Annotated in this window: 19 protein-coding genes and 2 riboswitches; of the genes, 8 read left to right on the top strand and 11 right to left on the bottom strand. The window is 59.9% G+C overall.

The window, feature by feature from the left end; translation table 11 throughout:
• From QOC89_RS05245 to QOC89_RS05205, 9 genes are all read right to left on the bottom strand, one after another.
• Window positions 1-432: alpha/beta fold hydrolase (locus QOC89_RS05245; RefSeq protein ID WP_323044059.1), on the bottom strand; the 432-nt coding region annotated here is incomplete at its 3' end.
• A 504-nt stretch (window positions 433-936) separates the two neighbouring features.
• Window positions 937-1,500 carry an ANTAR domain-containing response regulator gene (locus QOC89_RS05240; RefSeq protein WP_323044058.1) on the bottom strand — a complete coding sequence of 188 codons (564 nt, stop codon included), beginning with the start codon at window positions 1,498-1,500 and terminating at the stop codon, window positions 937-939.
• Window positions 1,501-2,273: 773 nt separating this feature from the next.
• Entirely contained in the window at window positions 2,274-3,044 is a 771-nt protein-coding gene (locus tag QOC89_RS05235; RefSeq protein WP_323044057.1) for an SDR family NAD(P)-dependent oxidoreductase, read from the bottom strand.
• Between the two features lie 12 nt (window positions 3,045-3,056).
• Window positions 3,057-4,052 (bottom strand): acetamidase/formamidase family protein, encoded by a 996-nt coding sequence (locus QOC89_RS05230; RefSeq protein ID WP_323044056.1) that lies wholly within the window; start codon window positions 4,050-4,052, stop codon window positions 3,057-3,059.
• 59 nt (window positions 4,053-4,111) lie between these two features.
• A complete protein-coding gene (urtE, locus tag QOC89_RS05225) occupies window positions 4,112-4,816 on the bottom strand; it encodes an urea ABC transporter ATP-binding subunit UrtE (protein ID WP_323044055.1) in 705 nt (234 codons plus the stop codon).
• Between the two features lie 2 nt (window positions 4,817-4,818).
• Entirely contained in the window at window positions 4,819-5,574 is a 756-nt protein-coding gene (gene urtD / locus QOC89_RS05220; protein ID WP_323044054.1) for an urea ABC transporter ATP-binding protein UrtD, read from the bottom strand.
• Entirely contained in the window at window positions 5,571-6,665 is a 1,095-nt protein-coding gene (urtC, locus tag QOC89_RS05215; protein WP_323044053.1) for an urea ABC transporter permease subunit UrtC, read from the bottom strand. The genes urtD and urtC overlap by 4 nt, the downstream gene beginning before the upstream one ends.
• A 38-nt stretch (window positions 6,666-6,703) precedes the next feature.
• Entirely contained in the window at window positions 6,704-8,326 is a 1,623-nt protein-coding gene (gene urtB / locus QOC89_RS05210; protein WP_323044052.1) for an urea ABC transporter permease subunit UrtB, read from the bottom strand.
• Between the two features lie 73 nt (window positions 8,327-8,399).
• Window positions 8,400-9,647, bottom strand: a complete 1,248-nt coding sequence (locus QOC89_RS05205; RefSeq protein WP_323044051.1) for an urea ABC transporter substrate-binding protein — start codon at window positions 9,645-9,647, stop codon at window positions 8,400-8,402.
• Between the two features lie 399 nt (window positions 9,648-10,046).
• On the opposite strand from QOC89_RS05205, the gene QOC89_RS05200 reads away from it, so the two are divergent.
• Together QOC89_RS05200 and QOC89_RS05195 are read left to right on the top strand one after the other, a co-directional pair.
• Window positions 10,047-11,234, top strand: coding sequence for a transporter substrate-binding domain-containing protein (locus QOC89_RS05200; RefSeq protein WP_323044050.1), 1,188 nt, complete (start codon window positions 10,047-10,049; stop codon window positions 11,232-11,234).
• Window positions 11,231-11,833 carry an ANTAR domain-containing response regulator gene (locus QOC89_RS05195; RefSeq protein WP_323044049.1) on the top strand — a complete coding sequence of 201 codons (603 nt, stop codon included), beginning with the start codon at window positions 11,231-11,233 and terminating at the stop codon, window positions 11,831-11,833. Before QOC89_RS05200 ends, QOC89_RS05195 begins: the two co-directional genes overlap by 4 nt.
• A 92-nt stretch (window positions 11,834-11,925) precedes the next feature.
• Here the strand turns inward: QOC89_RS05195 and QOC89_RS05190 are convergent, their stop codons facing one another.
• Window positions 11,926-12,189 carry a hypothetical protein gene (locus tag QOC89_RS05190; RefSeq protein ID WP_323044048.1) on the bottom strand — a complete coding sequence of 88 codons (264 nt, stop codon included), beginning with the start codon at window positions 12,187-12,189 and terminating at the stop codon, window positions 11,926-11,928.
• Window positions 12,190-13,128: 939 nt separating this feature from the next.
• Between QOC89_RS05190 and QOC89_RS05185 the strand changes: the two genes are divergently transcribed.
• The 3 genes from QOC89_RS05185 (at window position 13,129) to QOC89_RS05175 (ending at window position 16,327) form a co-directional block, all read left to right on the top strand.
• A complete protein-coding gene (locus QOC89_RS05185) occupies window positions 13,129-14,607 on the top strand; it encodes a catalase (protein ID WP_323044047.1) in 1,479 nt (492 codons plus the stop codon).
• Window positions 14,608-14,699: 92 nt separating this feature from the next.
• The gene (locus QOC89_RS05180; protein WP_323044046.1) at window positions 14,700-15,320 is read left to right on the top strand and encodes an ankyrin repeat domain-containing protein; all 621 of its coding nucleotides are present in this window, start codon (window positions 14,700-14,702) and stop codon (window positions 15,318-15,320) included.
• Window positions 15,321-15,583: 263 nt separating this feature from the next.
• Window positions 15,584-16,327, top strand: coding sequence for a c-type cytochrome (locus QOC89_RS05175; protein WP_323044045.1), 744 nt, complete (start codon window positions 15,584-15,586; stop codon window positions 16,325-16,327).
• A gap of 192 nt (window positions 16,328-16,519) precedes the next feature.
• Here QOC89_RS05175 and mntP read toward each other — a convergent pair whose 3' ends face one another.
• A complete protein-coding gene (mntP, locus tag QOC89_RS05170) occupies window positions 16,520-17,089 on the bottom strand; it encodes a manganese efflux pump MntP (protein ID WP_323044044.1) in 570 nt (189 codons plus the stop codon).
• A 7-nt stretch (window positions 17,090-17,096) separates the two neighbouring features.
• A riboswitch (yybP-ykoY riboswitch) is annotated at window positions 17,097-17,266 on the bottom strand.
• 184 nt (window positions 17,267-17,450) lie between these two features.
• Here mntP and QOC89_RS05165 point away from each other — a divergent pair.
• The 3 genes from QOC89_RS05165 to QOC89_RS05155 all read left to right on the top strand — a co-directional run.
• A complete protein-coding gene (locus tag QOC89_RS05165; RefSeq protein ID WP_323044043.1) occupies window positions 17,451-17,726 on the top strand; it encodes a metal/formaldehyde-sensitive transcriptional repressor in 276 nt (91 codons plus the stop codon).
• 8 nt (window positions 17,727-17,734) lie between these two features.
• The gene (dmeF, locus tag QOC89_RS05160; protein ID WP_323044042.1) at window positions 17,735-18,775 is read left to right on the top strand and encodes a CDF family Co(II)/Ni(II) efflux transporter DmeF; all 1,041 of its coding nucleotides are present in this window, start codon (window positions 17,735-17,737) and stop codon (window positions 18,773-18,775) included.
• A 163-nt stretch (window positions 18,776-18,938) separates the two neighbouring features.
• A riboswitch (yybP-ykoY riboswitch) is annotated at window positions 18,939-19,118 on the top strand.
• 15 nt (window positions 19,119-19,133) lie between these two features.
• Window positions 19,134-19,406, top strand: a 273-nt coding sequence (locus QOC89_RS05155) for a TMEM165/GDT1 family protein (RefSeq protein WP_323044041.1), incomplete at its 3' end; no start/stop codon positions are given.

Raw genomic sequence — 19,406 nt, 5'->3', positions numbered from 1 at the left:
CGAGCCCCAGTGGTAGGCCTGCAATGCACCCATCGACCAGCCGGTGACGAGTTCAAGCGTCTCAATACCGAAAGTTTCGGTGACGAGCCGATGCTGCAGCTTGACGTTGTCATACGCCGTCACGTGCGGAAATCGGCCCTGATTGTAGGGCGGCGGGGTATTGCTTGGAGAGCTGGACAAGCCGTTGCCCAGCATGTCCGGAACGATGATGAAGTAGCGTGCGGGGTCGAGCGCCAGGCCGGGGCCGATCAGCCATTCGTTGTCGGCATGCTGGCCGCCATACCAGGTTGGATAGACGATCGCATTGTCGCGCGCGGCGTTCAGGGTGCCATGCGTCTTGTAGGCAAGCTTGACACCACGGAGTGTTGCGCCGGATTGCAGCACAACATTGCCCATCTCGGCAATTTCGAACGTATCTGATTTTTTCGTCATGGGTTAAACATTTGCGGAAACGGTAAACAAAGAAAGCCCGTCAACCAGGATTGGCCTGGTGGGCGGGCTTCATTGGCCGGGGTCTGCACGGACGCCTTTGTCCGTGCAGACAAGTGATCAGGGAGTTGCTGCTGTGTTTCAGCGCTTGCTGGATGCATCCGGCAGGCAACGCGAGGCAATATCGCATATGTCGTGCCTGCTGCCGCGACACCCGGTTAATCATGCAGCAAAGCAAGTGCTGGCTTGGCGCAGATGGCCGCGGTGAATCTGCTTCGCGATAACGAAGTCGTCGATGTCGTGCACCACTTGCAGGCAAACGCGCACTGTGCTCTTACACGCTACATGAAAATGCACCGTGAGCGCCGCTAACGCTCGCCGAGCGTGAGGGCGCCGAGCACTTTAAGGAGGATACGACAGCTTCCAGATTCAACGATTTGGATGCGCTATGGTTGGAATCATCGCGCGCTTCGTTCATCCGTAAAATGAACGAGCGTATTCGAGCGGCTAAAGAATTAGTGTTTCGTGCGCCTTGACGATCTCGCTTGCCACCACCTCGATCTGCTCGCGCTTGAGCATTGCCGTTGAGCGTAGCAATTGATACGCATGTTCTTCCGACACGCCACGCTTTTCCATCACAAGCTGCGTGGCCTGCTGGATCACTCGAACCTTCGCTTGCTTCTTCTCGAGCCGCTCAATGTATCGATCGCGCTTCCGCAATGCCTGGCATTGCATCAACGCCACCGCAAGCGCGCTCAACACTCCGAAGGAGCGGACCGGCGACGCTATCGTCGCCAGCGCGTTCAGGCGCAGCACCGCTTCGACGGTAATTGGATTCTCGTAGCTCACCACCGAAATCAAGGGCGGCGACAGGCTGGTTCCGAGCCACGGAAAATTGACCGAGAGGGTTTCGGGGCGCATCGCCATCAGCACGAGCCCCGTTCCGAAGGGCAAGCTGTCGAGTGTCGGCCAGCAAACTTCTACGTCGCACCCAATGCGGTGGAGTTGCACGAGAAGCTGGTCGCCATCCTGATCCTGCGGATGAATCACAACCACTTTCAGCGAGCGCAAATCGCGCAAGATCGCTAAGGTATCCGCGGTCCACTTCATGGTTTCGCCTTGGCATGTAAGCATTCACGACGCATGTCTACGGTCCGTTCCGGCGCCCTGGGCGATATGACGCAGGGATCGGCATTCAGCAGTGCGCGTCGGAGGGCCAGTTAAGCGAGACTCGCAGCCTCGTCTGCGGGCTCGCCCTCGCCTGGGTTGATACATCGTCGAGGCCCGGAGGACGACGGTGCAGTCGCGCAAAATCTAGCGACCTCTAGTTGTATGCAAGGGCTGCCGGTGCCAGACCGAAGAGCGTACCGCCTATCCCGGCACGTGTCAGGCGAGTGAAACAGTAGTTGAACAAAGGTGGCGATCAAACAGGTTTTGACTGTGCGGCGCTGGTGTAACAGAGAGCGCGCAGTGATGAGAGTAGATTAGGCCGAGCCCGAGGGCGAATCTACTCTACGGTTGGATACGCCAATGCCGCGTTAGCGTACCGCGCCTATACGGGCGTATAAGCGCGGGGAGGGGTGAACGCTTGCGATTGACTGCCCGCGTCGATAGATCAGGACGGCGGTCCCGCAATACGTGATTAAACGCGTTCAATTGCCGGTGCCGGCGCGCGTCGGCCAGATTCACCGACGCCATCAGAATTTCTTCATCGGTTGGACTGGCCGGACTGGCAGCACCGGCCGCCGCCCAACCTTGCGAGTCGACAATCAGGCTGCGTCCAGGAAACGGCTGGTCGCCTGGCTCTTTGTCGAATCGACCTGAGTGACCCAGCTCCTCGCCACTTAGAACTGCACCCCGCGTGTGAGTGCGCCATCCACTACCAGATTCGCCCCGCTCACGAAGCTCGCCGCCGGACTCGCGACGAACGCGACCGCGTTCGCGATCTCCTGTGGGCGCGCCATGCGTCCGCTGGGATTCAACGCGAGTGCTTCCGCGAACAGCTTCGGATCGTTATGTTCGATCTGATCCCACACACCGCCTTCGAAATAGACGTTGCCCGGCGATACGGTGTTCGCTCGGATGCCCTTCGGCGCGAGGTGGTACGCGAGGCCTTGCATGTAGTGGATCAGCGCCGCCTTGAAGGTCCCGTAAGGGCCGGCGGCAAAGTCGATTTCACGGCCGGACACGCTCGATATCGCGATGATCGAGGCGGCCTTGCTTGCTTCGAGAAATGGCATCGCGGCGTCGACCAGGTTGACCGTACCCATCAAGTCGGTTTCGAACTCCTTGCGCCACGATTCGAGATCGTTGCCGATCGACAGCGCGCTCACATTGGCGACGACGATGTCGATGCCGCCCAGTTGCGCGGCGGCGTCGCGTGTCCAGGCCTGTAATGCCGGACCATTCGAAACGTCGACCGAGGCGCCGCACACCTTGACCGCGCCCCCCGTGACCTGCACGATGTCGGCCACCGTCTGTTCCACGGTGGCACCATCGCGGGCGCACAGCGCGACGTCCGCGCCTTCGACTGCCAGCGTTTGCGCAATGGCGCGGCCGATACCCTTGGTGCCGCCGGTTACGAGTGCCTTCAAACCTTTGAGTTTCAAGTCCATGGTGGCGTCCCCTTAGTTAGCCGGTGCAAGATATTTCTTGCTGATCGCCGCGCCGACCGAATACTTGGGGTCGACGAAATTGCCCAGCCGCACCTTGCCGCACTGGCTGAGCATCATGTAGGCATCCCAGCGGTCGAAGCCGTATTCCTTTTCCATCCACAGCACCAGTTCGCGGTACGCGATGCGCGTCGCGTCCTCCAGCGGTCGCGCGCTGCCGATTGCCATCAGCAGTTCATCGGTTTCGAGGCGCGGCCATTCGATGTGCCAGCCCTTGATCAGATCGACGTGGATCGTGGTCGTGCTGGAGTATTCGACGGCGGTGCCGCACACTTCGCCGTCGCCCTGGCAGGCATGGGCGTCGCCGATAAAGAGCCGCGCACCCTCGGAGCGGACCGGCAGATACGTGATGCTGCCCGGACCCATGTCGGGCACGTCCATATTGCCGCCGTGGTTGTCCGGCGTGAGCGAATTGATCGAGTCGATTTCCGGCGACAGGCTCAGCGTGCCGATATGCGGCTTGTACGGCAGCGTAACGCGCTTGCTCCAGTAGACGCCTTCTTCGTCCACGTCGATCTTGCGGGTGATCTCGGGCAACGGCTCATTGAGTGTTGCGGTGTATTCCGTACCCGTCAGCGCGCCGAAGCGCGGAATCAGGCAGCAGGTGCCGCGCGGATTGTCGCCGCGCGGCAGCATCGATTCGATGTACACCGCCACCACGTCACCCTTCTCGGCGCCTTCGATCATGATGGGGCCGCTTTGCGGATTCAGAAACGGCACCTGCAGCTTCTGACTCGGCAGATCTTGTTCCGTGAGAATCTTGCCGTCAAATGCATCGCGTGTCTCAACCACTACGCGGTCGCCTGGAGCGATGTTCATCACCGGTGTCGAGTACGGTCCGATGGTGTAGTGAAAGGTGCCCTGACGGGATTCGCTGAGTTCATGCGTTTCGCGGACCTGACCGCGTGCGACGCCGCGCGTGTGCATGATCGATTGTTCTAGCCAGTTCATTGTGGTGTTCCTGTTCAAATGGGGTTGTCGAAGTGAATGGGCGCAACGCTGACGCCGCATTACACTGAAATTAATGCTCTGACGTTGTTGGCTTCCATCTGGTCTCCCGGCCCCGCCGACACGACCTGGCCGCGTACCAGCACGACATAGTCGTCGGCGACTGCCTGCGCAAAATCGAAAAATTGTTCCACCAGCAGGATCGACAGCGATCCTTTCAGCGAACGGATCACCGCCTCGATCTCCATCACGATCGACGGCTGAATGCCCTCGGTCGGCTCGTCGAGAATCAGCAGCTTTGGATTGGTCAGAAGCGCCCGTCCAATCGCAAGCTGCTGCTGCTGTCCGCCGGACAGATTCCCCGCAATGCGGCGGCGCATCGTCTTCAGCACGGGAAAGGTATGGAAGACGTCGTCGAAGGAAAATTGCTTGCCCTTGGCGGTCTGATTGCGCTCGCCCGCGTAGGCGCCGATCCGCAGGTTTTCTTCGACGCTGAGTTGCGGAAAAATCTCGCGTCCCTGCGGCACGTAGCCCAGACCCGCCAGTACGCGCCGGTGCGACGGCGTGCGGGTCAGCGGCTGGCCGGCCAGTTCGATTTCGCCGGCTTTGACCGGCAGTAGTCCGACGAGGCACTTCAGCAAGGTCGTCTTGCCCACGCCGTTACGGCCAAGCACGACGGTGCAGGCGCCGTCGGCGACATTCAGCGACACGTCGCGCAACGTGTGGCTGCTGCCGTAAAACTGATTGAGTGCGGAAACCTTCAGCATGCTCACCGTCCGAGATAAACCTGAATCACGCGTGGATCGTTGCGCACGCGCTCCATCGACCCCTCGGCCAGCAGCTGCCCTTCATGCAGCACGCTAACGAGGTCCGCGATCTTGCCGACAAAATCCATGTCGTGTTCGATCACCACCACCGCCCGCTCGGGCGACTTGAGCCGTTCGATCAGTTCGGCGGTGCGTGCGGTTTCGTGGTCGGTCATGCCGGCTACCGGTTCGTCGAGCAGGATCACTTGCGGATCGGCGACAAGCAGCATGCCGATTTCGAGCCACTGCTTCTGGCCGTGCGACAGCGTGCCGGCGATCCGGGGCCCTTCATTCGCGAGACCGATCGTCTCGAGCACTTCGTCAATGCGCCGGTTCTGCTGTGCGCCGAGGCGCGAGCGAACCATCTCCGCGTAGCCGCGACCGTTGCGAATCGCCAGTTCGAGGTTTTCGCGAACCCGCAGCGCTTCGAACACGCTCGGCTTCTGGAACTTGCGGCCGATGCCCAGGCGCGCGATGGACGTTTCGTCGAGTGTCGCCAGGTTCGTGACCTTGTTCAGAAAGACCTCACCGCCGGCCGGCCGGGTCTTTCCCGTGATGACGTCCATCAAGGTGGTCTTGCCCGCACCGTTCGGACCGATGATGGCGCGAATTTCGCCGTATCGAAACTCCATCGACAGGTTCGTGATCGCCGCGAAGCCGGAAAACGTGACGGACAGGCCGCTGATGTAGACGGCGGTGGCCGGTTGTGGCTGGTTCATTGGCCGGCCCCCTTGCGTTCGCTGCCAGCGGCCTTGAGCGTACCCCACAGGCCATTGCTGAAATAGACGACGATCACGAGTGTGACGCCGGCAAGAATGAACGGCCACAGCGCCGGCAGTTGCGCGGTCAGCCAGAACTTGAGTCCGTTGACAACGATAGCGCCGACGATTGCGCCGATCAGGGTGCCGCGCCCACCGATGGCCACCCACACGGCAATCTCGACGGACAGTTGCGGCGAAACGATAGTCGGGTTGACGATGCCGACCTGCGGCACATACAGCATCCCGGCAAACGCCGCGAGGACAGCCGAGAGACACCACGCGAAGAGCTTCAACGTATGCGTGCGGTAGCCGAGAAAGCGCATCCTCGCTTCGTCGTCGCGCACCGCGATCAGGGCCCTGCCAAAACTGGAGCGCGCGAGAAAGCGCACGCCGACATAGGCCACCACCAGCAGCAGGCACGAACACACCGCGAGGCCTATCTGCGTGGACGTAGCGGCAAGCTTGCGGCCCGCGAGGCTCGTGAAACCGGTCATGCCGTTGTTGCCGCCGAGGCCCACGTCGTTGATGAACAACAGCAGCATCAGCGCATACGTGAGTGCCTGAGTGATGATCGACAGATACACGCCATTGATGCGCGAGCGGAACGTGACGAAGCCGAACGCGCCCGCGACCAGCACGGTGACGACGATCGTGGCGAAGATCGTCACATCCAGCCGCGACAGCATTTTCCAGACCGCGGGAAAGTCGCTCGCACCCATGTATTGCAGGAAGTCCGGCAATACGTGCGTGTCGGCGTAGGCGCCGTTCAGCAGATAGATGGCCATCATATAGCCGCCTATGCCGAAGAAGATGCCGTGCCCGAGGCTCAGGACGCCCGCATAACCCCATACCAGATCGAGTGCCAGCGCGAGCAGCGCGAAGCACATGATCTGTCCGATCAGGTTGATGCCGAACAGCGACAGATGCAGCGCATTCGACTCCGGAATCACAAAATAGGCAAAGGGTAGATAGAGCGCCAGCAGGACCAGCACCGGAACGATGCCGACCTCCACGGACTGGCCCATCCATTTCGTTGCGAACGCCGACAAGGTGAATCTCCTGCTGGTACGCGGATCGGGAAACGTATTCATACGCGGGTCTTCAATGCAAAGAGTCCTTGCGGGCGCTTCTGGATAATCAGCACAATGAGCAGAAGCACGGTCACCTTGGCGGCAACCGCTCCGTAGAACGGTTCGATAAACTGGTTGATTTCGCCGAGTGCGAGCGACGACACGACTGTCCCCGCGAGACTGCCTGCACCGCCGAGCACCACCACCATGAATGAGTCGACGACGAAGCCCGTGCCCATCGACGGATTGACGCTGGCAATCTGCGTCAACACCACGCCGGCCAGTCCCGCGAGGCCTGCCCCCAGTCCGAAAGCGATGCGATCGACTCGCTCCGCGGGGACGCCGAGGCAGCGCGCCATGTCGCGCAACTGCGTGGTGGCGCGCATCAGCAAACCAAGCTTCGTGAAGCGAACCACGGCGAAGGTCGCGACGAAAATCAACACGGCGAGCACGATGGCAAACACGCGGTTGCAGGTCACGAAAAAGCCGGGTGCAACCTGCATGCCGCCGTTTAGAAAGCCGGGTGTGATGAACTCGACGTTCTGCGAGCCGAACAGCACCTGAATCAGCTTGATCAATGCGATGCTGACCGCCCAGGTAGCGAGCAGCGTCTCGAGCGGCCGGCGATACAGAAACCGGATGACGAAGAATTCGAGCAACATGCCGCACGCTGCGCAGATCACGAACGCCACGGGAATCGCAACGAAAATGTAGGCGTCGAACAAGCCCGGCAAATGCGCCTGCATGAAACGTTCGACGAGATACGTCGCGTACGCGCCGATCATGATGAATTCGCCATGCGCGAGATTGATCACGCCCATCAGGCCGAACACGATCGACAGGCCGAGCGCCGTCAGCAACAACACGCCGGCATAGCTCAAGCCGCTAAACAGAATCGACAAACCCTTGCCGAGCGACAGCCACGTGTCCATGTGGCGAATCGCACTCTGCACTGCAGTTAGCACGTCCGGATCAGAGCGCACGGAATCCTGCGCCGCAAAGTTCGCCAGCGCGGTGCGCGCGGTTTCGCTTGGGACCTCGGCCACAGCCTTGATTGCCGCCAGGCGGTCGGCCTTCACATTGCTGTTCAGACCTCGTTTAGCCAGCGCCAGCGTGAGAATGGTCGCGGTATCTGGATCGTGCTGAGCCTTGACCGCACGGGCGACGACAGCGGGATCGAGCAATGCAAAGAACTTGTCGACTTGCCGCGCAGCCGTCGCGCGGGTGTCCTGCTGCGGCGAGAACAGGTCCATTTCCGCCGACGCCACCGCGAGCTTGCGCATTATCACGATGCTCGGCACATAGGGCGAATCCGCCGGCGCATTGGCGCGCGGCTGGAGCGTTGCGGCGTCGAGCGCGGGAGTTCCCCGCAGCGTCACCTGACCGTCCGCGCCGCACACCAGCGCGCCGTTACGAATTGCATCGACGACCTGACGCGCCCACGCACGCTCATGCGTATCGTCCGACACGCCGGTTTCGACAAATTGCGCTAGTGCCGCGGCCTTATCGCCGTTCGTCGCGCAGAACGATGTGAGCATCGCAGCGCGGCCCGGCGCGGCGCTCGCAGTAGTGGCCCAAACAAGCGCCAGACAAGCGATCGCGCGAAAGATCTGCCTGAAGTTGATCATGGGTGTTTCCATTCGATCCTGCTAGGGGAACCGGCATGCTTGTGTATGCCGATTCCGCAACTACCTGACTATGCGACAGGGACTATCAAGCTTTGCCGATGAACGGGCTGAATGGCACCGGCTTCTCGATGTCTTTAGACTTCCACAAAATGTCGAAGCCCTGAGTCGCGTTGATCGAGCCGATCATGTCGCCACGCCACAAGTACTGCGTGGAAGCATCCATCTTCACCGTGTAGCCCGCCGGATCGACCATCGACTGACCCGCGAGCGCTTTGCGCACCGCGTCCGTGCTGGTGGAGTGAGCTTTCGCGGCAGCCTGCGCCCACAGATTGATGCCGAGGTAGGTCGACACCATAGGGTCGATCACCATGTCCGGCCGATGCTTCAGGTTATGCGCACTGACGTAGTTCTTCCAGTCGCTCTTGAACTGGCGGTTCTGCGGCGTATCGACGTTCTGGAAGTAGCACCAGCAGCTGAGATGGCCGACCAGTTGCTTCGTATCGAGACCTTCCAGATCGCTGTCGACCACGTCCAGGCCAAGAATCGGAATATCGGTTGCGCGCACGCCCTGATTGATCGCTTCCTTGAACATCGCCGGAATCGAATCGCCGACCACGGTCATCACGACGATGGCCTGGCCGCCCGGTTGCGCGGCGAAATCCTTGATGTCGCGCACGATGGTCTGGAAGTTCGACTGGCCAAATGGAACGTAGTGTTCGCGCCATGCCGAGTCAGGAATGTTCTTTGTCTTCAGATAGCCCTTGAGCATCTTGTTGATCGTGCGTGGCCAGACGTAGTCGCTGCCGATCATATAGAAGCGCTTGGCGCCGCCACCCTGGTCACTCATCAGGTAATCGATCGCCGGGAGCACCGAGCTGCTCGGCGGCGAGTTCAGGTAGACGACATTCTTCGACTGCTCTTCGCCTTCGAAGTGAAGCGGATAAAACAGCAGATTGTCCTGAGCCTCGACAACCGGCAACACCGACTTGCGCGACACTGACGTCCAGCAGCCGAACAGCGCCGCGCATTTGTCGCGCAGGATCAGTTGCTTCGAGAGCTGTGCATACATGGGCCAATCCGACGCCGGATCGACGACGACTCCCTGAAGCTTGCGCCCGAGCACGCCGCCCTTGGCGTTGATCTGATCGATCGTCATCAGTGCCGTATCTTTTAGCAGCGACTCGCCGTTGGCCATCGTGCCCGATTGCGAAAACAGCAAGCCGAGCTTGATCGGATCGCTGGCTCCCGCGGCAAACGCAGCCTTAGGTAGCGCAGTGCCTGCAGCGGTCACCAATCCGGAGCCGACTGCCGACAGGAAGGTACGTCTTTTCATTTGCTTCACTCCGACATGGATTAGAAATCGCAAACGCAAAAAGCCCGAAACCAGACACGCTGGTTTCGGGCTTTTTTGGCCGGTGCTGCTCAAGACGCCTTTGTCTCGAACAACGAAATGGATGCTGGGGGTCCACCGTTACGCACGGCGGGTCAGCGTGACCATATAAGCAATGGTCATGCCAGCGGTTAGCGACCGGCAGCACGCTTTCCGCAAAACCCTTTTGTGGAGCGGATGCAAATTGATTAGTTGCGTCCCGGTCAACGCGGAAGGCATTATAAATAAGCAGTTTGCGCGCCGACTGTTTTGAGCTCCGCACAAAGACAGTGCCAGTACGCACCAGTCACGTGCCACACGCACAAACAGCGCACTTCCCTGGAGACCCATTGGTTTTGACGAATGACTCGTATTGATGCAGGCCGTACCTCGGACCCAATCAGTATTGGCGTCCTGTATTCACGTTCAGGCGTAACCTCGGCCGCGGAGCTCACTCAACTGCAAGCCACCATGCTCGCGGTAGAGGAGATCAATCGCGCGGGCGGAGTGTCAGGCCGCGAGATCGAACTTGTCTGTCTAGATCCGCAATGCCAGCCGCAGCGTTATGCCGACCTCGCCGAACAACTGATTCTCGAACACCGGGTTCGGGTCATCGTCGGCTGTTATATGTCCAGCACGCGCAAGGCGGTCATTCCGATTGTCGAACGGCACAATGCGCTGCTCTTCTATGCGACGCCGTATGAAGGCTTCGAATACAGCCGCAATGTGATCTACACCGGTGCGGCGCCCAATCAGAACACGCTTCCGCTCGCCGGTTTCATGCTCACGCACTTCGGGTCACGCGTGAGCATGATCGGTTCAGACTATGTGTGCCCATACGAGTCGAATCGCGTGATGAGCGATCTGATTCTCGAACGCGGCGGAGAAAAGGTGGACGAAACCTATCTGCCGCTCGATGCGCCGTGGGACAGTTATCTGGATGTCGCAAAGCGGATCAAGCAACTTGCGCCCGACTTCATTTTCTCCACGGTAGTCGGTGAAGGTATTCCGCATCTATACCGTGCGTTCGCGCAGGTCGGGCTCGATCCGTACCGCATGCCTATCGCCAGCCACATGACCAGTGAAGCCGAAATCGCGGTAATGGGAAACGACCTCGCGGAAGGGCACATCACGTCGGCCGCGTATTTCCAGAGTGTGGAGACAGCCGAGAACCACGGCGCCGTCGCCCGCTATCAGGCCCGCTTCGGCGAAGATCAGCCGACCAACATGTGCTGGGAAGCTTCCTATTTCCAGATGCATCTGCTCGCGGATGCAATCCGTCGCGTCGGCTCCGACGACCCGACGCTGTTGCTGCGCGTGTTGCCCGGACTCGAGTTCGACGCGCCGCAAGGCCGCGTGCGTATCGACGAGTACAACAACCACACATACCTGCATCCGTTGATCGGCCGGGTCGACGCGCATTGCCGTTTCGATATAATCGGACGCGCGCCCGAACGCGTGAAGGCGGATCCCTATGTCGTCCTTCACAGCACGCCGGCGTGGACCGCGCATGCCCATCCTGAACTCGCACGCGCGGGAGCGGATCGATGAAGCGGACAGCGCAGACGCCGACCATCCTGCGTGACCTGCGTTCGCTAAAGGTCGTTGTTATCCATCCGCATGATCAGGATGGCGAAGAGTTGCTCGCGCAGCTTCAGCGCATCGGCTGTGACGTGCAGGTATGCTGGCCGCGCCTCGACAGCCTGCCTTCCGACACCGGGCTGGTTGTCATGGCAATGCGTCCTGAGGCGCTGTCAATCGATTATCCGTGGCTTGGAACAAGCACGTCGCCGCCGGTGATTCCGGTCGTGACCTACGAAAATCCCATCACCATCGAAGCGGTGCTGCGGTTGAATGCGTTCGCTACGATTCCGTCGCCGGTCCGCTCGTTTGGGTTATTGACCGCCATCGCCGTCGCGCTCACGCAATTCAAGGCATCCCGCGCACGTGAGCGATACATCGAGCGGCTGGAGCAGAAGCAGGCGAAGGTTCGGGTGATCCAGCAGGCCACGCGGATCATAATGGACTCGCGCGGCATGTCTGAAGAAGATGCGTATCAGCTGCTGCGCTCAAAGGCCATGCTCAAACGCGAACAGATCGAGACGGTGGCCGGCGACATCGTCAAGGCACACGAAACCCTGAGTTTCTAACCTCGGCGCAGTGGCTCGATGCGTGCGCTACTATCGCCTGATCGTTCCGATCTTCACGATGCGCTATGAGCGGAACGTCAAATCCGCGGAGATTACATTCGCCCCTTGCGCGGTGATGCATCAGCGAACGCTGCAGTTTTTCCTCCAGGCGCAATGATCCTTACGGTCCAGTCCAGGCCGATCGCTGCATTGATCGGCGCGCGCTTGAGGCCGGCGCGTCGCAGTATGTCGATGTCGACCCATACGACTTCACCGCGATGCCGTGCGGGATAAATCGTCTGTCCAGCCAGCATTTTTTGTGCCGCTCCGGCCACGCAGCGTCGCGCGAGACAGCCGTCGCGTTGCTGAAGGAGCATACCCCTGGAAGCCGTCGTTGCGTTGGGTGTGGCTTCCGTCACACTTTCGTCGGATGTAACGAAAAATGCTGGTCCTGTCGTTCAGTGGAAGTAACATGAAGAGACCTCCAATGCACAAAGCACAGCATGGCTGATTCGCGCAAGCCGCATCAAGGTGCAATTTACAAAATGGAGGCGACCTGCGGGTGAAGGGAAGAAGCCTTCAGCGCGTCAGCAGCGATTTGTCGAGTGAACGCGCACGCGCATCGATGAGTGCGTGCGCGTGACGATGGAGACGAAAATGAAAGTCCTCTTCAAGAGCTTCGCAGCGGCAGCGTTGATGCCAATCTTTGCGACGAGCGGATTTGCGCAAGATACAGGTGCGGCTCGCGAGCCGGGAGCGAGTGGTGTGGATGCGGTCCGCTCGGCAGTGGAGATGGGAGGCATTAGCGTCGCCCAGGCGTCTCAGAGTGGCGATCGACCACGCCCGCCTGCCGCAGTCCGCGCGCCGCATGCTGCGTCGGCGACATCCGGAGGACGCGAGACAGCGCCCGACAATCGCGGTGCGAGCGCGCCGGCCGATCAAGGGGTGACGCGCGGTGGACCTGAGAATCCGAGCGGACTGAAGAAGCCCGATTGACGACTCGCCGGTGTGTTCCGGAACGGCTCCTGATTCACTCGCTCTTTCTCCTGGCCCAACCTCCGAAACGGAAGGTCTTGCAACGAGCGGTCGACTCCATTCCCCGCATTACTACCTGCAAGATTTGTCAGGTTCTCACATTCCTAAGACATCACTATCGCGTTCATTAGGAACTGCGATTGGACCGCTCAAAGACATCGACATAGCATGCAATCCGATTGGCGATGTCTTGAGTAGTAATTGATCCTAGGAACCGAAATATGCAATATGCAACTAAATTCTTCAAAAGAACGCTTCTGTCCGTTGTCTTGAGCGCCACGATGTTGCCGCCTGTCTTTGCTGCCGACATGACCCGCGACAATGGATCTCCGGTTGGCGACAATCAGAATTCGGAAACAGCGGGTCCGGAAGGTCCCGTGCTATTGCAGGATTCGCATCTGGTTGAAAAGCTGCAGCGTTTCGATCGCGAGCGCATTCCCGAACGTGTCGTTCATGCGCGCGGCACAGGCGCCTTCGGCGAATTCGTTCCAAGCGCCGATGTATCCGACCTGACAACCGCGCAGGTCTTCTCGCCGGGCAGTAAAACGCCGGTATTCGTGCGGTTCTCAACGGTGATGGGCTACCGCGGATCTCCCGAACAGGCACGCGATCCGCGCGGTTTCGCGATCAAGTTCTACACCAGGCAAGGCAACTGGGACATGGTCGGGATTAACTGGCCGATCTTCTTTATCCGCGACGCGATCAAGTTCCCCGACTTCGTCCACGCTAACAAACCCAGCGCGGTCACCGGGGTTCAGGACGCCAATCTGGCCTTTGACTTCTTTGCGCATACGCCTGAAGCGACAAATATGCTCACGCATCTTTATAGCGACGACGGCATGCCCGATTCATACAGGCATATGGACGGATTTGGCGTGCATGCCTTCAAGTTCGTGAATGCGAAGGGCGAGGTGCACTACGTCAAGTTCCATTGGGTCAGCGATCAGGGCAAGAAGGACTTGCGTCCCGGTGAAATCGCCGCATCCATCGGCTCCGACTGGAATCTGATGACCAACGATCTCTACGGCGCAATCCGTAAGGGCGCTTTCCCGAAGTGGGATCTGTACGTCCAGGTTCTCAAGCCGTCCGATCTGAACAAGTTCTCTTACGATGGGCTTGACGACACCAAGGAATGGCTCGGCGTACCTGAGCGCAAGATCGGCACCATGACGCTGAACCGCGTACCCGACAACTATTTCGAGTCCACCGAAGAGTCCGCGTTTGCACCGTCCCGACTGGTTCCCGGCATTGAGCCGTCGGAGGACCGGATGCTCCAGGGCCGTCTGTTTGCGTACGCCGATACGCAAATGTACCGGTTGGGCGCGAACTACAATTCGCTTCCGATCAACCGGCCGCTGATTGACGTTCACAACAACAATCAGGACGGGAAAATGAACTCGGGCGATCGTACCGGCGAGATCAACTATGAGCCGTCGGGGATTAGCGAAATAAGCCAGGATCCGAAATACAAGTACCTGCAGACGCCATTGTCCGGCACCACGCAGCAGATCGCGATTCACAAGAAGCAGAACTTCCGGCAAGCGGGTCAGTATTTCGAAAGTCTCACCGAGCAAGGCAAGGGCGATCTCGTCACCGCGCTGTCCGGCGACCTGAGCCATGTCACGAACGAAGACAACAAGTACACGATGCTGTCTTACTTCAACAAGGCCGATCCCGATCTGGGTGCTCGCCTGATTCGTGCGCTGAATGCGGACGGCTCGAAGGTGAAGACGATGTCGGCGAAGCTGTCCGATGAGTGATTTCAGGCGAGCTTGATACGCCTTGAGTCGCCACTAAGCAACAGGGGGCACGCCGCTAATCCGACGTGCCTCGTCTCACGGAAACACCTCGTATGAAGCAGCGTAGATACCTTGGTTTTGCATGGCCTTCCATCGCGGGCGTGGTTGCATGTGCGATGTTGCTGGCCGGATGCGCATCGGCAGTCATGCCCGTGCCGAAACTGGAAGCGAACCAGCGCGTCGAAGCGCATCAATACGATCGCGAATGGTTTAACGCTGCACGAGAAGGGCGATGGGACATTCTCGATGCGTTGCTCAAGGCGGGTTATCCAATTGAAAGCGCGAATTCGAGCGGCTACACAGCGCTGATTCTTGCCGCTTACGACAATCATCCAGATACGGTCGATAAGCTGATGGCCGCAGGTGCAAATGCGTGCGCAGCGGACCGTAACGGCAATACGGCTTTGATGGGCGTCATCTACAAAGGTCAGCTCGACATCGCAAGGACGCTCTTGCAAACGCACTGTGACATTAACGCGACCAATAACGCGGGCGAAACCGCACTCGCTTTCGCCGCACTGTTTGGACGCTTTAGCCTGTTCGATGACCTGATCGCACATGGCGCGGACCCGGATCATGAGGACGCGCGGGGAAACACTGCGCTTGCGACCGTTCGGGCGCAAGGCAATACAGCGGCAATGGAAGCACTCAGAAAGGTCGGTGCGACGCATTGATAGAAGTCCCTCGAGGCGAAATGAAAGTATCGACTCGATTTCCCGGGTGAGAAGAGGGCGCGCTGGATAACCGTGACGTTGCGGTCCGATTACATTTTCGTCATCGGACAGAGTCGTCGATTGGCCTTATCAAGGCTCAAATCCTTACGCATGCTCAATCCCCGGGACTGCATAGCGATCTTCAATGAGCGTCATCGATACAACCAACTTCACCCGCCGGTTGACTATCGACAGACTGGTGCAAACCTCATGTGGAAGATCAGATGCTCGACATCATCAAGCAATTCAACGTACGCAATTCGGACAACAGTTCTCGCGGAGATCATGGTCGGCACGAAAAGGCGGCTTCAACCCTTCGGCATGTCTTTTCACGCGGCGCGCGAGTAGGTGTGGCGATGTCGCTGGGCGCGTTCGCCGGCTTATGCTTCGCCCAGAGCCAGGCTGCGAGCGCAAGTACAAGCAACGTTGCACAGGGTCCGTCGATTGCGACGTGTGTAGCGTGTCATGGTGCGTTGGGTGCTGGAACTGAAACGGGCATGCCGCGGCTGGCAGGCAAGAATCCGGAGTACCTTGCACACGCGCTGTCGATGTTCAAGGCCGGCACGCGTGTCAGCCCTCCGATGCAGGCGGTCGCTCAGAACCTGTCGGACAGCGACATGCAAGCGCTCGCGGTCTTCTTCTCGAACCAGCATCCGCCGCTTGTGAAAGCTTCGCAGCCGCCAGCGCCGGAGCTCGTCGCGGCCGGCAAGCAACTCGCCGAAATGGGAGCGGGCACGAGCGTAGCGGCATGTTTCACTTGCCACGCCGCGGGCGGCAAGGGCAACGGCGCGCGCTTCCCCAGTATCGCAGGCGAGCCCGCCGCATTTACCGTCGCCCGGCTGCACGAATTCCAGGCGCGCGCAAAAGCCGCCCCGCCGAAAGCCGGAACGATGACGGCAGTAGCGGCTACGCTGAATGACACGCAGATCGAGCAGGTCGCCGCTTATCTGTCGGTTACCGGACCCTGAGTATCTCGAACACGGAGCCGGGTAATGCGAGCGGGACTGGCTCGTACAAGCGGCTCCGGGACCATCTGCGCCAGGGTAGCCAGCGGGGCACGACGGCGGCGCGTGGGCTATAGCTCGTCGCCGTCTCCTCTCTCTAATCGACGCCGGCATTTGTCGACGACAATGCGAGCGGACCACGACGAGAGAGGGTGATCAGGCAATGAGCCCCAGGTGTTCAACAAGGATCGTGCAGCCAATGCCGACCAGCACAATGCCGCCCGCCAGTTCCGCACGCCTGCCCGCAACGTTGCCGACGACACGGCCCAGCATGACCCCGATCGTGACCATCGTCATGGTGGCGAGGCCGATCGCTGCCGCGGTCGAATAGATGTTGACGTCGACAAAGGCGAGACCGGCGCCGACCGCCATCGCATCGATGCTCGTGGCAAAACCGGTCAGTGCCAACAGCCAGAACGAATGGGCGGCCGGCTTCTTTTCTTCGACTTCCCGGCCGGTGAAGCTATTGAAGACCATGCGGGCGCCCAGGATGAACAGCAGCGTGAAGGCGATCCAATGATCCCAGGCCGAGACGTATTGGGCGGCTGCCTTGCCGAGGAACCATCCGATTAAAGGCGTCAGCGCTTCAATGATGCCAAAGATCAGTCCCGTCCTGACAGCTTCGCGCCAGCGAGGACGATGAAGGGTGGCGCCTTTGCCGATCGCAGCCGCAAAGGCGTCGGTAGACATGGCAAAAGCAAGGAAGAGGGTTGCGACAGGATTCATGACAGGAAGCGCTCATGGCCGGGCGGAAAACCGCGACACACCGCCGCGCCCGACCGGTCGCGTGGTGTGTCGATGGTCTTGCCAACCAAAGGGCTGCCTGCACCACGGTCTGTTCGACCGAGTATGTTGATGCAGGCGCTTCTGGGTAGAAGCCGGCTACTCCCCAAAGACAGGCGCGAGCATATCACGACCGAAAGGCATTCGTAATAATGATTGCTTGCAGCGGTGCTCGACCGCGTGACCGGCGATTCGACGAGGTTGCGCTATCCGATGCGTTTGAAAAACTTTCGCTCACACGAATTTAATATACCCCTCCACCCTATCTGACTTATACTCCCCCTAGGTATAGGGGAGATCATTGATGAGCCACACCATTCGCGAGAAACAGAAGCTGCTCAACCGGGTCCGGCGCATCAAGGGGCAGGTCGAAGCGATCGAGCGGGCGCTCGAGGAAGAGCAGGGGTGCATTGACGTCCTGCAGCAGATAACCAGTTGCCGCGGCGCGATGAACGGCCTCCTCGCCGTGGTGCTCGAGGACCATATCCGCACCCATCTCGTCGATGCGGACACCAACGAAGAGCCGGCCGGCAGCGCGACTGACCAGCTTATCGAGGTCGTTCACAGCTATTTCAAGTAGAGCGGAACATGAGTGATTTCAAAAGCGCTGCCTTTGGCGCAGGACACGACCACATTTTTCTCGGTGCCGGTCATGAAAAGAACGAGCGTAAGACGTGGGCCGTGATTGCGCTGTGCAGCGCGATGATGCTGATTGAGATCGTCGGCGGCAGTATGTTCGGCTCGCTCGCGCTTGTCGCCGATGGCCTGCATATGTCGACGCATGCCGGCGCGATGCTGATCGCGGCACTTGCCTACACGTATGCGCGCAGGCATGCCACCGATCCTCGCTTCGTGTTCGGTACCGGCAAACTTGGCGACCTCGCAGGCTTCACGAGTGCCATCGTGCTGGCAATGATTGCAGTGCTGATTGGCTACGAGGCGGTGTCGCGTTTTCTGTCGCCGGTACCCATCCACTTCGGCGAGGCGATTCCTATCGCGGTGGTCGGCCTGCTGGTTAACCTGGCAAGCGTGTGGCTGCTGAGCGGCGGCGACCACAGCCATGGTCGTGGTCATAGCCACGGACACGCCCATGACGAGAGACATGGCCATGATCACGGCCACGGCCATAGCCACGGCCACGCCCATGATGACGGCCACGCCCATGCTCACGACGAGCATGCCGATGAAGATACAACCCGCGACCATAACATCCGCTCGGCCTACCTCCACGTGATGGCGGATGCGGCGGTCTCCGTGCTGGCTATCATCGGTCTCTTGCTGGCACGCGCATTTGGCTGGCTCTGGATGGACCCGCTCGCCGGTGTCATCGGTGCGCTGGTGATTGCAAACTGGTCATATGGGCTGATGCGTGACACCGGTGCAATCCTGCTCGACATGAACTCCGATCGACGCATGGCGGAGAGCGTGCGCAACGCTATCGAGGAGCGTGGCGACCAGGTCGTCGACCTGCATGTATGGCGGGTGGGTCCAGGTCACATGAGTGCCGTGGTGTCCGTGGCAACAGGTGAACCTCAGCACGATTCGCGCTTCTATCACGCGGTGCTCGAGCGCTTCAAGGGGCTCTCGCATGTCACCGTCGAAGTGCAACCTTCGCACGCGACGACCTGACCCGTGGCAATCAGGTCGCCGTGTATCGATGTGCGTACGTTCGATATCCGGCGTTGCCGCAGGGCGCTGCAAGCTTGAATAAGCCGATCTGGCGAGCATCGCCCTTCGCCGCGAGCTTGCGGTGCGATAATTTGCGTCTATCACGCATGCCGCGATAGAATCGCGCCTGTTCATTGGGGAGTAGCCGCCTCGAACGCGAGGTTCGAGGGCGCACGTCAACATACTTGGCGAGTCGAGAGACCGCTATGGCGTGCGCAGCCAAGCGCCTGGCAAGACTGATGGCACGCATTCCGACCTAACCGGGTCGCCGGAATGCGCGTCATCGCGTTCTTTCCGCGCGGCCCGGGTACAACAACCCATGCAATCCTTCCTTGTCTCGACCAGCGTGGTCGGCCTTGCCGAAATTGGCGACAAGACCCAACTGCTGTCGCTGGTATTGGCAGCGCGATATCGCAAGCCCATTCCTATCGTTCTCGGGGTGTTTGCGGCTACTCTCATCAACCATGGTGCATCCGGCGCACTCGGCGCGTGGCTGGCGAGCGTTCTGAGTCCGGGAATTCTGAATTGGGCGGTAGTCGCGTCGTTCGCGGTGATGGCAGTGTGGATTCTCGTTCCGGACAAGCTGGACGAC

This window comes from Paraburkholderia sp. (assembly GCF_034668105.1).
Lineage (GTDB): Bacteria > Pseudomonadota > Gammaproteobacteria > Burkholderiales > Burkholderiaceae > Paraburkholderia.
This window is presented reverse-complemented; position numbering and strand designations above follow the sequence as displayed.